Below are 12,857 nucleotides of genomic sequence, written 5' to 3'. Positions count from 1 at the left end.
ATGGCGGCCATGCACATCGGCATCGACAGCTTCGTCGCGGCAGTGACCGACCCGACCACCGGCGAGGCCGTCGGCCCGCAGCAGCGGATGGCCGACCTGCTCGAGGAGATCGAGCTCGCCGACCGGGTGGGCCTGTACTCCTTCGGCATCGGCGAGCACCACCGGCCCGAGTACTACGACTCCGCCCCGGCGATCATCCTGGCCGCGGCCGCCGCACGCACCGAGCGCATCCGGCTGGGCAGCGCCGTCACCGTGCTGTCGGCCGCCGACCCGGTGCGGGTGTTCCAGCAGTTCGCCACGCTCGACCTCCTCTCGGGCGGCCGCACCGACCTCGTCGTCGGCCGCGGCTCGTTCACCGAGGCGTTCCCGCTGTTCGGCCTCTCCCTGTCGGACTACGACTCGCTGTTCACCGAGAAGCTCGAGCTGTTGCTGCAGATCCGCGACTCCGAGCAGGTCACCTGGTCCGGCCGGCACCGCCCCGCCCTGAGCGGTCAGGGCGTCTACCCGCGTCCGGCGCAGGAGCAGCTGCCCATCTGGGTCGGCGTCGGCGGCAGTCCTGAGTCCTTCGCCCGGGCCGGCCTGCTCGGCCTGCCCCTGATGATCGCGATCATCGGTGGCGAGCCGCGCCAGTTCGCCCCGCTGGTCGACCTCTACCGCCGCGCCGGCGCCCAGGCCGGGCACGCCCCGGAGAAGCTGCAGGTCGGGCTGCACGTCTTCGGCTACGTCGCCGAGAGCACCGAGGCCGCCGCCGACACCATCTACCCCGGCTGGCACGAGATGTTCACCAAGATCAGCCGTGAGCGCGGGTTCCGGCAGCCCACCCGCGCCCAGTTCGACGCCACCTCCGGCCCCGACGGCGCCTTCTTCATGGGTTCGCCGGAGACCGTCGCCGAGAAGATCCGCCGCATCGCCGACCAGCTCGGTGGGGTCGACCGGCTCTCGATGCAGATGACCAACCCCCGGCTGGCGCACGCCGACCTGCTGCGGGGCATCGAGCTGCTGGGCACCGAGGTCGCCCCGCTGGTCGCCGACGCCTGACCCGCGTTCCCCCACCCGGGTGATGGGCGGTGCCCCCGCTCAAGCCCGGGTGGGCACCCGACGAGAACCTCGGGGTGCGGCCACTCCACCGGCAGCCTGACCGGACCAGACGGGGCATCCCGCTCTGGGCGCTGCTGGTCGTGCTGGTGCTCGTGCCGTTGAGCACCGTGGCCACGTTCGCCGTCGTGCTCGGCAGCCGGGCCCAGGCCGAGGCGTCGGCGTCGGCCTCGGCCGCCGAGCAGGTGCGGGCCTTCGGCCAGCTGGCCCGGGCCTCGGCGGCGGTGGACCAGGAACTGCTGGTGGTCGTCGTCCAGGCCGCCCTGAACAACCCGGATGCCGTCGGCCGGCTGGGCATCACGCCGGCCTTCGCCGCCGTCGCCGCGGACCTGGTGGACCAGTCGCGGGACCGGGTGCGGGCCGAGACCGACCTGGAGCTGCAGCGCTCGGTCGAGCTCGCGGACCCGGCGGACACCGCCCGCACGGCGCAGGCCGCCGTCCGCGAGCTGCGTGCGCGGGTGGACGGCGGCGGGGCCCTGGACCTGCCGGGTCTGCGGCAGAGCTGGGCGGCCGTGGCCGCCCTGCTGCACGCGCAGCAGGACACCGTCGTGGTGGCTGCGGCGAGCTCGGCCGGCAGCACCGCGACGGTGGCCGCCATCCGCGACGTGCGGGTGGTGGCCGACCTCGCCGCGCGCCTGAACCCCGACGTCGTGGACTACCTCGGGTGGCTGCTGGACGCGACGGGCCCGGACGAGCCGACCCGCCGGTGGCAGTGGCTGCGCAGCCACGCCGCGGTGATGGTCGCCCGCGAGGCGATGGCCTCGTTGGCCGACGCCGACCTGCGGACCCGCGCGCTCGGGCTGGCCGGCACGCCGAGCGCCGTCCAGGTGGACTCGCTGCTGACCACCGCGACCACCCAGGGACCGGTCGTGCCGACGCTGACCCAGCTGCGCAGCCTCGTGAGCGCGGCCGGCGTCGTCACCGAGGAGACGACCGACGTGCTGGGCCGCGCCGTGGAGGTCGCCGCGGCCTCCGCAGCCGTCGACGGCGCGGCCGCGGACGCCGAGCGCGACCGCACCGTGCTCGTCGGGCTCGGCGCCTTCGTCGGCACCGTCCTCCTGCTGTGGCTGGTCGGCCGGCAGGTCACCCGCTCGCTGCGGGGGCTGGCCGAGCAGGCCGACGAGATCGGCCGCGGGCGGCTCGTCGACGTCGGCGCAGGCGGGCCGCGGGAGGTGCGCTCGGTGGGCCTGGCCCTCGGCGCGACCGTGGCGTCGCTGCGCCGCATCCAGTCCCAGGCCGGGGCCGTCGCCCGGGGGGACCTCGGGGCCCCCGTGCTCGCCGAACCGGTGCCCGGTCCGCTGGGCGAGGTGCTGCACGACTCGGTCGAGCGCCTCGTCGACGCCTTCCGCACCCGTGACCGGCTGCAGCTCGCACTGAGCCACGAGGCCGCGCACGACCCGCTCACCGACCTGCCCAACCGCGCCCAAGCACTGCGGTTGACCACCGCAGCACTGCACCGGGCCCGCCGCGCCGGGACCGCCACCGGGCTGCTCTTCGTCGACCTCGACGGGTTCAAGGGCGTCAACGACCGGGCCGGCCACGCCGCCGGTGACGCGGTGCTGCGCACCGTGGCCAGCCGCATGCGTCGAGTGGCGCGGGCCGGCGACACCGTCTGCCGGTTGGGCGGCGACGAGTTCGTCGTGCTCGTCGAGGCGGTCACCGACGTCGCCGAGCTGGTGCGGCTGGGCGAGCGGCTGGTGCGCACGGCGTCCCGCCCCGTCGTGGTGGCCACGACCAGCGGGCCACGCCAGGTCTCCGTCGGGGCGAGCGTCGGGGTCGCCCTGGCCCAGGACGGCGAGGTGGACGGCGACGAGCTGCTCGCCCGGGCCGACGCGGCCGTGTACCGCGCCAAGCACGCCGGCCGCGGACGCGTCGAGGTCTTCGACGACGGCCTGCGCGCCCACATCGACGAGCGCCGCGACGTCGAGGAGGGCCTGCGCCACGGCCTGGCCGAGGGCCAGCTGCACGTCCTCTACCAACCCGTGCTCGACGTGCTGACCGGTGCTCTGCGGGGCTTCGGGGCGACGCCGCGCTGGGCCCGCCCGGGCCTCGGCGAGCTGACCCCGGAGGCCTTCGTGCCGGTGGCCGAGCAGTCCGACCTGGTCTGCGAGCTGGACAGGTGGGTGCTGCGCACCGCCACGGCGCAGCTGGCGGCCTGGCGGTCCGAGGCGGGGCTCGCGCTCGACGAGGACGGCCCGACCGTCTCGGTCGACGTGTCCGCCCGCTTCCTCGGCGACCCGCGGGTGACCGACCTGGTGCTCGAGGCGCTCGTCGACGCCGGGCTGCCGGCCCGGGCCCTGGTGCTGGAGGTCGGCGAGGCCGCCGTGGTCGAGGCGCCGTCCCTCCTGGGCCGGTTGTCCGACCTGCGCACGCTCGGCGTGGGGATCGCCCTCGACGACTTCGGGATCGCGCGGACGTCGATCGGGGCCCTGCGGCACCTGCCGGTCGACGCCCTCAAGGTCGCCCCGAGCCTGTTGTCGGCCGACCCGGCCGACCAGCGCGTGGTCGCGCTCGTCGTGGCCGCCGCGCACGCCAGCGGCCTGACCGTGGTGGCCGGGGGCGTCGAGGAGGCCGAGGTGCTCGACCGTCTGGCGGCCGACGCGTGCGACGCCGCCCAGGGCCACCACCTGTCGGCGCCGCTCGCGGCCGACGGTGCCGGCGCACTGTTCCGCGCCGGCACCGTGCGGACCGTCTCCCCGGGGACCCCTACGGGATGAGGATGGCGCGGCCGCGGACGCGGCCGTTGTCCAGGTCCTCGACGGCGCTCTGGAAGTCCTCCAGCGCGTACTTCTGGGTGTGCAGGGTGACCCGACCCGCGGCGGCGAGCGCCATGAGCTCGACCAGGTCGTTGTAGGAGCCGACCAGGTTGCCGATCACGTTGACCTCGGTGGAGACCAGGTCGATGGTCGGGACGTCGACGTTCTCGCCGTAGCCGACCACCGAGTAGTCGCCGGCCCGGCGGGTCATCGCCAGGCCCTCCTTGGTGGAGCCGTTCTCGCCGACGAAGTCCACGACCACCTCGGCGCCGTGGCCGCCGGTGAGCTCCAGCACCTGCTCGACCTGGCTGCCGTCGGCCAGCACGCCGCGGTCGGCACCGATCGACTCGGCGAGCTTGAGCGCGTCGGGGTTGCGGTCGATCACGATGAGCTCGGCCGGGGTGAGGGCCTTGGCCACCTGTATGCCGATGTGGCCCAGCCCGCCGGAGCCGATCATCACCAGCCGGTCCCCCGGGTGCAGGCGGCGGGCCGCCTTGGCCACCGCATGGTAGGCGGTGAGGCCCGCGTCGGCCAGCGCCGCGACGTCCGCCGGCTCGAGGGAGTCGTCGATCTTCACGCAGCTGCGGGCCGAGGTCTTGAGGTACTCGGCGTAGCCCCCGTCGGTGTCGATGCCGGGGAACGCCGAGACCTCGCAGTGCACGTCGTCGCCGAAGCGGCAGGCGCGGCACAGCCCGCAGGTGATGAGCGGGTGCAGGATCACCTTGTCGCCCACGGCGACGTTGGTGACCGCCGAGCCGACCGCGTCGACCCAGCCGGCGTTCTCGTGGCCGATCGTGTACGGCAGCTGCACCTGGCTCTTCTCGGCCCACTGGCCCTCGAGGATGTGCAGGTCGGTGCGGCAGACGCCGGCGCCGCCGATCTTGACGACGACGTCGTGCGGGCCGGTCACCTCCGGCTTGTCGAGGTCGGTGAGCTCGAGCTTCTGGTGGTAGCCGGTGACGCGGACGGCCTTCACTTCAGGACCTCCAGGGGGAGTGCGGAGTCGATGGACGGGCGGAAGACCTGGTCGGTCTCCGAGCCGGGGTAGCGGGTGGTGAGCAGGCCGCGGCAGAAGTGCGCGTTGCCGTCGACGGAGACGCGCACCGACCGGGCCTTGCGGAAGGTCAGGGCGACCTGCTCGGGGGCGGGCGGGGTGCCGTCGGGTCCGAGCAGCACCGGCGAGGTCGGTCCGAGCGGGAGCCCGAGCGCGGCCCGGCGGGACAGCAGCGACTCGGTCTCGCGACCGGCGGGCAGGTCGCACAGCCGGACGGCGGCGACGCCGTCCTCCGTGCGGCTCGGGTCGGCCCGCACCCATGAGGTGAGCGCACGCTCCATCGCGGCCGTGTGCGCCTTGCGGTGGAACGTGGCCCGCAGCTCGTCGAGGGAGTCCTCGGCCTCGTGGCCGAACGTGCCGCGGTAGTCGGCGTCGGCGGCCAGGCCGCGGTTGATGAGGTCGGAGTCGTGGTGGTCGTCGAGCTCGATGACGACCCGGCCGGTGCCCGGGACGGCGCGGACGGCGTCCCGGGCGTCGCTGACCATGAGCCAGGCGAAGTTGGGCGCGCAGAACGAGGTGGGCAGCCGCAGGTGCACCTCGACGTCGGCCCCGCTGACCTGCACCGAGCGGACGAAGCCGAGGTCGGTGATGGCCTCGTCCAGCTCGGGGTCGATCACGGAGCCCAGGGCGTCCCGGACGGCGGTCTCGTCGATGCGCGGCAGGACGGCCGTCATGCCATCGCCAGGTTCTTGTCGGCGGCGTCGGGGTCGCGCGGGCCGGTCTCGGTCGCGTCGGCCTCGGCGACCTGGAGGTTCGCGGGCACCGGGATGTCGTAGAGCTTCGCGGCGTTGAGGCCCAGGACCTTGCGCTTCTGGTCGGTGGTGATGGGTGCGTACTCGGTCATGTCCTCGGGGATCTGGAAGTCCACGAACTTCTCGACCAGCCACTTCGGCGTCCACAGCGCGTAGTCGCTGGAGAACAGGATGCGGTCCTCGCCGATCCAGTAGAGGAGCTCACCCATGATCTGGGCGAAGTAGCGCGGCCGGGAGTGGATGAAGGGGATGGCCACGGCCAGGCCGCCGTAGACGTTGGGCTCCTGGGTGGCGATCCAGCAGAAGTCCTCCAGGCGCGGCAGGCCGACGTGCTCGACGATGAAGTTCAGGTCGGTGAAGTCGGTGGCCACGTGGTCTACGTCGGCGACGTCGAAGGCGTCGCGGTCCAGCGGGCGGATGGTCGGGCCCTTGTGGATGTGGATGTTCCTGATGCCGAGCTCGCGGCAGACCTCGAAGTAGCGGTAGGCCATCGGGTCGTTGAGCTTCCAGCCGCGGCTGTCGCCGTGCCAGTCGGCGGTGTAGAGCTTCACGCCCTTGAGCTGGAACCGCTCGGCGTTCTCCCGCAGCTTGTCCAGGCCGTTCTCGCCGTCCCGCGGGTCCCAGTAGTGGTTGTAGGTCAGCTTGTCCGGGTGGGCCTGGGCGAGGGCGAAGGCCTCCTCGGTCTGGCCGAACCCGTTCTCGTAGAACTCGCCGAGGCGGGCCGGCTGGAAGACCGCGTGGTCGACGATGCCGTCGGCGAAGACGTCGGCCATCAGCTTCTCGCCGCCCTGGTACAGGTACTGCTCGTAGTCCCAGACCTCGGACTCCGGCGACAGGTTGCGGTGGTAGTCGTAGAAGCAGTCGATGAACTGCTTGCCGTGGATGTTCAGCTGGTTCTCGGGGCGGGCGTCCCACAGTGCGATGTGCGCGTCCACGACGAAGTAGTCGTTGCCGTCCTTGCTGTACACGGGTCCTCCTCGGGCGTGCGCGGCCCCCGCCGGTGGGAGCTGCATCACTCCCGGCCGACGCTAGGGCGGCATGCGCACGTCGCGATGGGCCCGGCTGTCTCACTTTGAGACGGGGGTCACGCCGGGGGTAGGTTGGGGGCGACTCACCGGGGGTGCGCGTGGACCACGAGCTGGACGCCGTCCGACCACGGGTGCGTGCGTCGTGGGTGCGCAGCGAGCAGTACGGCGTGTCGCCGGAGGCCGTGGAGCCGGTCTTCACCGGGTCGGTGGACACGGGATCGCTGTTCTACCGCTGCGCGGCCGAGGTGCTCGGTGCACTGCACGACACGCTGGGCACCGAGCCGGTCGGGTTGATGATGACCGACCACGAGGGCCTGGTGCTCGCCCGCTGGTCGGTCGACGCCGACATGAACCGGTCGCTGGACCGGGTGCACCTGGCGCCGGGGTTCTACTTCGGCGAACGGACGGCGGGCACGAACGGGCTGGCCCTGGCCCTGGCCGACCGCTCGCCGTCGCTCGTGCGCTCGGGCGAGCACTTCGTCGCCCCGCTGCGGCGCTACACCTGCGCCGCCGTCCCCGTGCTCGACCCCCGGTCGGGCGACCTCACCGGCACGATCAACATGACCACCTGGACCGAGGAGTCCTCCGACCTGCTGCTCGCGCTGGCCCAGTCGGCGGCCGGCAACACCGCCGCGCTGATGCACGCCCGCGGCGGCGGCCAGGTGGCCCGGGCGCTGCCGCGGGGCGAGGTCTTCCACGTGGTCACCGACCGGCTGGCCGGCACCGAGGCGCTGGTGTCGCGGGTGTGGTCGCACGCGGTCGAGGAGGCGCGCTCCGCTGTCCGGGCGGGGCGGTTGCTGACCGTCGTGGGCGAACCGGGCACGGGCAAGACGGCGGTCGCGGCGCTGGCCCGGCAGGCCGTGGCCCGGCGCGAGCGCGTGCTGGTCGCCCGCCCACCGGCCAGCGACGAGGTGGAGGCGTGGCTGGCGCTCTGGGTCCCCGAGCTCAGAGCGCCCGACACCTGCGTGGTGGTGGCCGGTGCCGACGCCCTGCCGGCCTGGGCGGCCGACCAGCTCGTCGCCGCGGTGCCGCGCGGTGGTGTGCCGCCGCTGGTGCTCACCGCGGCGTCGTTCGAGGCGCTGCCCGAGCGGCTGGGTGCGCTGGCCGAGGCCGTGGTCGAGGTCCCGCCGCTGCGGCACCGGCCCGAGGACGTCGAGCTGCTGGCGCGCTCGTTCGCCCGCGAGCACCGGCGCCGCGACGTGCAGTTCACCCCGCGGGCGCTGCGCGCGCTGGCCGGGTACAGCTGGCCGGAGAACGTGCGCGAGCTGCGGTCGGTGGTGCGCGAGGCGGCCGGCCGCACCGACGTCGTCGACCTCGCGCACCTGCGGCCCGAGGTGCTGTCGGCCGGCAGCCGCCCGCTGACCCGGCTCGAGCAGCTCGAGCGCGACGAGATCCTGCGCTGCCTCACCGCCCCCGGCGCGACCGCCGTCCAGGCCGCCGCCGACCTGGGCATCTCCCGCGCCACCCTCTACCGCAAGATCCACCAGTACGACCTGCGCATCCCCGGCCGCTGAGGGCTGGCCCACCGCCGCGCAGAGTTGATCATGCAGATCCGCAACGACGGCGCGCTGTGCCGCGGCGTGGCGGCGTTGCCGTTCTGCGAGGTCGACGACGGGGAGGCCGTCAGCGGCGGGGGAGGGCCAGGGCGGCGACCAGACCGGCGGCGAGCACGGCGGCGGTGACCCCGAAGGCGAGCTGGTAGTCCACGGCGTCGGTCAGCGCGCCCGCGGCGAGCGGGCCGAGGATGCCGCCGAGGTCCGAGGCCATCTGGAAGACCGCGACCACCCGACCGCCGCGGGCCGGGCTGACGTCGGCCACCAGCGCGGCCGGTGCGCTGGCCAGCAGCGAGGCGCCGAGCCCGAAGACCGCCATCGACACCAGGAACACCGCGGTCGAGGGCGGGCCGGCCAGCAGAGCGACCGATCCGGTGGCCAGTGCCGAGCCCAGGACGAGCGAGGGGCGCCGTCCCCAGCCGTCCACCATGCGGCCCGACCGCAGCAGGCCGACGGCCTGGGCCACCGAACCCACCAGCAGCCCGGCACCGGCCCAGGCGACGGTGCGGCCGAGGTCCTCGGTGACGTAGAGCGGCACGAGCGAGTTGCGGACGCCGAACAGCATCCAGCCGACGCCGAAGTTGACCACCAGGGCCGCGACGTAGGCCCGGCTGCGCACGGCCGCGGCGAGCGGGAGCGGTGGTGCGGCCGGCGGCGTGTCGGGTGCGTCGGCGCCGGCGCGCTGCGGCTGGCGCAGCAGGGCCAGGGCGACCGCGCCGGCCAGCAGCAGGAAGCCCGCGTAGAGCAGGAACGGCAACCGCGGGGACAGCGCGGCGAGCAGTCCGCCGGCGGCCGGGCCGGCGATCCCGCCGAGGATGAACCCGCCCTGGAACGTCGCCGCCGACCGACCGCGGTGCTCGGGAGGGGCGACCCGCAGCAGCAGCGAGAGCGCGGCGACGGTGAACATCGCGCTGCCGACCCCGCCGGCCGACCGCAGGGCCAGGAACAGCGGGAAATTGCCCACCAAGCCGGCCGCGCCGGTGGTGACCGCGACGACGGTGAGCCCCGCGGTGAGCACCAGGCGCTCGCCGAACCGCTCCACCAGCGCGCCCCCGCCGAAGGCGGAGACGAACCGGAAGAAGGCGAACGAGCTGACCGCCAGGCCCACGGCGGTCGTGCCCACGCCGAACGCCCGCACGTAGACCGGGATGGCCGGGGCGACGATGCCGAACCCGAGGGCCACCACGAAGGCGACCACGGCCAGCACGCGGACCTCGCGGGGCAACCGCTCCCTGCCCCCGTCGACCACGTCGGCGATGCTCGCACGCTCAGGCGTCGGGCACGGCCTCCGCGGGGGCGAAGCAGCAGAACTCGTTGCCCTCGGGGTCGGCGAGGACGTCCCACTCGATCACACCGGTGTCGGGGTCCAGCTCCTCGCCGTCCGCCGGGACGTCCTTGGCCCGGACGACGGTGGCCCCCAGCTCGACCAGGCGGGCGGTGTCGCCGACGACGTCGTGGTGCATGCGGTTCTTCCCCACCTTGGGCTCGGTGACCGGGACGACCCAGATCAGCGGACCGTGCCCGGCGGGGTCGACGATCGGCACCGGCCAGCTGCGCGGGCGGACCCAGCCGTCGTCGGCCGGTTCGAGCTCGTCGCGGCGGGCGTAGCCCATCGCGGCGCACCACCAGTCGGCCAGGGCCTGGTGGTCGCGGGCGTCGAGGCAGAGGTCCTTGAACCGGGCGGGTGCAGTCATGCGAGCACTGTGGCGCCGGACCCGCACCCCGGCCACCGTTTTGTCGGTAGGAAGGTGCGGTGGCGATGCCCTGGGACCTGCATCCGGTCGACGACGACCACCTCGCCGTGCCCGGAGTTCAGCGTGCTGGTCAGCCCAGCTGCTCGCGGCCGTGTAGCGCGTCGGAGCTGGAGCGCGAGGTGCTGCGACGGGCGGTCGGAGTGCGCGCGGCACCGCACGGTCGAGCACGACCTCCCGTCGCGACGGCTCGCTGCCGGCTGCGGTGTCCGGCAGGTGTCGGTCGAGCACCTCGTGCGCCTCGCCCCGTCCGCGGGCCGATCCACGGCGGCCCGTCAGAACGGGGGAGGGTCGTCGTCCTCCTGATCGGCCTCGTCGTCACCGGTTCCGTGGTGGTCCGGCGCCCATGGGTGGGCGACCGCTGCCGGATCACCGTCCGCGGTCGGCAGGGAGCCGTGCACCGGAGCGGGGTCATCGCGGGTGAGCAGCCCGGCGGGGGCCAGGACGAGGTGGTCGATGTCGTGGCCCATGCCGGGCGGTCGGGTGGTGCGGGTGACGCCGGACGGCGTGGTCACCGACAGCACCCCGTCCGGTGACATCGCGAAGCGCCAACCGGGGGCGAGGGTCTTGAGCCGGTGGTGCCGGCGGCAGAGGGTGCACAGGTTGCCGCAGTCGGTCCCGCCGCCGCGGTCGTGGGCGACGACGTGGTCGGCGTCGGTCCAGATCGCGGGTCGGGAGCAGCCCGGGTGCCGGCACCCGCGGTCGCGGGCGGCGATGAACCGGCGCTGGGCAGCGGTCGGCCGGTAGGCGTCGGTGGCCGAGGGCGCGTCGAGCACGGGGCACCCACACGTCGAGCCGGTCGCGCGGGCGCGTGTGGTGGGGTGCTGCGGGCAGCCGCGTGCTGCTGCTCGGCGGAGCTCGACCTCGGTGACGACGGCGCGGAGTCGACCCGTGCCGGGGTCGGTGAGCGCCACGTCCAGGGAGCCGCCGTCGGGGGCGTGCAGGTCGTCCAGATCGGTGTCGGACCACTGCCGCAGCAGTTGGCGTAGGTGCGCCGCCGTGACGGGGTGCCCGCCGACCGTGCCGTGACGTTGTGGGACGCCCGCTCTGGACTGCCCGTCGTCGGGCCGCGGCCCCGACGCTGTCCGGGCCGGCGGGGCCGGGATGTCGGCAGTCGGCCGCGGTGGCGTGAGGGACGGCAACGGCGCGTGGATGGTGACGTGCGCGGTCACCGGCGGGCGGGTCGTGTCCCAGGCGCGCAGCAGGAGGTCGGCGGCGACGAGGGTGCGCAGCTGACCGATCGGCCGGTCGTCGCCGTCGGACTTCCACATCCGTGCGTAGCGGTCGGTGGCGTCGCGGCAGGCGGTCGCCACCGCCGGGTCGAGGGTCACGACGAGGTCGGCCAGCCCGTCTCGCCGGCCACGGACCTGCACGTCGGCATCGCGCTGGGCCTGCTTCCGCGCACGGTCGGCGGCGGCTGCGTCGTGCTCCAGCAGGAGCGCGGCCGTGCGGTTCTGCAGCCGGTACGGGCCCTCCCCGGAGATCGCCCAGGCCAGCGCCTCGGCCTCCACGGCGGAGATGACCTCGGCGTCGACCTCGGGCTGCTGCCAGCCGAGCACGGCAACCAGTGCGCGGGCGCGGGGCAGGTCGATGCGGCCGTCAGCCAGGGCGTGCCAGGTCGAGGGCAGCTGATGCACCAGGACGAGCGCGGTGTTCGCGACGGTGTGCGCCCGAGTGCGCGACAGGTTGAGCACGGCCGCCACTTCGTCGACGAAGAACTCGCTCAGCCCGGGGAATTCGCGCACCGGTGACCAGCCGTCGACCGGGCCGCCGGGAAGGTCACCGTGCTCCCACAGCTCGGGGCGGAGGTCGGCCAGCCGAGCCACCACGCCGACCTCGTAGGCGTCGAGCCGGGCCCGCAGGTCGGTGATTCGCTGCAGCTCACCGGCGCAGGCGACGTCGTCGAGCATGCGCGGGGCGAGGACGTCGCACAGCCGCTGCGGGCGGTCGAGCACCTCGGCCGACGAAGGCGGGGGCGGGGTGACGACGGCGACCTGCAGGGCCACCCCCAGCCGCGCCCTCGTCTCCATGACCTGCACGCTAGGGGAGGGGTACGACATTCCTGGCTGCTCGCTGCGACCCTCACCCGACCTCACTCCGAAGCCCGATCAGGGCCCCCTCTGCGGCCTGCGCCCTTGACCGTGACCGGCGGGGAGGTTCTGCTGACCGGCCGCTCGGCGCTGTGGCACGTGGTCGTCGACCACAGGGCCTGACGGTCAGCGGCGCCAGTAGAGGTGGTGCACCGCACGGCCGGCGGGACTGGCCACCTGCTCGTGGTGGTAGCGGTCGTCGAGCTCGTCGGGCGAGGTCCACAACCGCGAGCCGCCCCCGATCACCACGGGGGCGACCGCCACGTGCAGGGTGTCGACCAGGCCGGCGTCCAGGAACGCCCGCACCGACGCGGCACCCCCGCCCAGCCGGACGTCGAGCCCCCCGGCCGCCTCCGTGGCCTGCGCCAGCACCTCGGCCGGCGTCCCGGACACGAAGTGGAACGTCGTCTCTCCGAGGGTGAACGAGGGCCGCAGGTGGTGGGTCCACACGAACACCGGCGTGCGGAACGGCGGCTCGTCGCCCCACCACCCCTGCCAGGACAGGTCGGTCCACGGCCCGCGGTGCGGGGAGAACTTGTTGGCGCCCATGATCTCGGCACCGATGCCGTGCGCGTAGGACCGGGTGAACAGGTCGTCGACGCCCCGGGTGTCCTCCCCGGTCGACGGGCCGGCGAACGAGGCGGTGGAGAACGCCCACGCCATCAGCTCGCCCGGGTCCGCCGTCCCGAAGGGGCGTTCGAGGCTCTGGCCCTCGCCGGACCCGTAGCCGTCGCTGGACACCGTGAAGTTCTGCACCCGGAGCACGGCACCATCCAAC

The 12,857-nt window shown here is 74.4% G+C and carries 10 protein-coding genes; 3 read left to right on the top strand and 7 right to left on the bottom strand.

Annotation, left to right across the window (positions count from 1 at the left end; genetic code table 11):
* Positions 1 to 9: 9 nt before the first annotated feature.
* Both BLP29_RS15885 and BLP29_RS15880 read left to right on the top strand, forming a co-directional pair.
* Positions 10 to 1,038, top strand: a complete 1,029-nt coding sequence (locus tag BLP29_RS15885) for an Atu2307/SP_0267 family LLM class monooxygenase (RefSeq protein ID WP_092806474.1) — start codon at positions 10 to 12, stop codon at positions 1,036 to 1,038.
* Between the two features lie 140 nt (positions 1,039 to 1,178).
* Positions 1,179 to 3,812 (top strand): putative bifunctional diguanylate cyclase/phosphodiesterase, encoded by a 2,634-nt coding sequence (locus tag BLP29_RS15880; protein ID WP_133379196.1) that lies wholly within the window; start codon positions 1,179 to 1,181, stop codon positions 3,810 to 3,812.
* Here BLP29_RS15880 and BLP29_RS15875 read toward each other — a convergent pair.
* The 3 genes from BLP29_RS15875 to BLP29_RS15865 are packed head-to-tail and all read right to left on the bottom strand — an operon-like array spanning position 3,802 to position 6,625.
* Positions 3,802 to 4,827: an NAD(P)-dependent alcohol dehydrogenase gene (locus tag BLP29_RS15875; protein WP_092806229.1), complete on the bottom strand. Its 1,026-nt coding sequence runs from the start codon at positions 4,825 to 4,827 to the stop codon at positions 3,802 to 3,804. The two genes, BLP29_RS15880 and BLP29_RS15875, sit on opposite strands and share 11 nt — an antisense overlap.
* Positions 4,824 to 5,579 carry an iron-sulfur cluster assembly protein gene (locus BLP29_RS15870; protein WP_092806227.1) on the bottom strand — a complete coding sequence of 252 codons (756 nt, stop codon included), beginning with the start codon at positions 5,577 to 5,579 and terminating at the stop codon, positions 4,824 to 4,826. Before BLP29_RS15870 ends, BLP29_RS15875 begins: the two co-directional genes overlap by 4 nt.
* Complete coding sequence (locus BLP29_RS15865; protein WP_092806225.1) at positions 5,576 to 6,625, bottom strand: amidohydrolase family protein; 1,050 nt, start codon at positions 6,623 to 6,625, stop codon at positions 5,576 to 5,578. Before BLP29_RS15865 ends, BLP29_RS15870 begins: the two co-directional genes overlap by 4 nt.
* Positions 6,626 to 6,783: 158 nt before the next feature.
* On the opposite strand from BLP29_RS15865, the gene BLP29_RS15860 reads away from it, so the two are divergent.
* Positions 6,784 to 8,199, top strand: a complete 1,416-nt coding sequence (locus tag BLP29_RS15860; RefSeq protein WP_243470016.1) for an AAA-type ATPase lid domain-containing protein — start codon at positions 6,784 to 6,786, stop codon at positions 8,197 to 8,199.
* Between the two features lie 109 nt (positions 8,200 to 8,308).
* Here the strand turns inward: BLP29_RS15860 and BLP29_RS15855 are convergent, their stop codons facing one another.
* The 4 genes from BLP29_RS15855 to BLP29_RS15840 all read right to left on the bottom strand — a co-directional run bounded on the left by BLP29_RS15855 (position 8,309) and on the right by BLP29_RS15840 (position 12,844).
* A complete protein-coding gene (locus BLP29_RS15855) occupies positions 8,309 to 9,487 on the bottom strand; it encodes an MFS transporter (protein WP_092806223.1) in 1,179 nt (392 codons plus the stop codon).
* A gap of 19 nt (positions 9,488 to 9,506) precedes the next feature.
* Positions 9,507 to 9,932: a VOC family protein gene (locus BLP29_RS15850; RefSeq protein WP_092806221.1), complete on the bottom strand. Its 426-nt coding sequence runs from the start codon at positions 9,930 to 9,932 to the stop codon at positions 9,507 to 9,509.
* Between the two features lie 332 nt (positions 9,933 to 10,264).
* On the bottom strand, positions 10,265 to 12,019 hold the full coding sequence (locus BLP29_RS15845; protein ID WP_165839404.1) for an HNH endonuclease signature motif containing protein: 1,755 nt from the start codon (positions 12,017 to 12,019) through the stop codon (positions 10,265 to 10,267).
* 186 nt (positions 12,020 to 12,205) lie between these two features.
* Positions 12,206 to 12,844 (bottom strand): dihydrofolate reductase family protein, encoded by a 639-nt coding sequence (locus tag BLP29_RS15840; RefSeq protein ID WP_243470015.1) that lies wholly within the window; start codon positions 12,842 to 12,844, stop codon positions 12,206 to 12,208.
* Between the last annotated feature and the right edge of the window lie 13 nt (positions 12,845 to 12,857).

Origin of the sequence: Klenkia marina (assembly GCF_900101025.1) — a bacterium.
In the GTDB taxonomy this organism is placed as follows: Bacteria; Actinomycetota; Actinomycetes; order Mycobacteriales; family Geodermatophilaceae; genus Klenkia; species Klenkia marina.
This window is presented reverse-complemented; position numbering and strand designations above follow the sequence as displayed.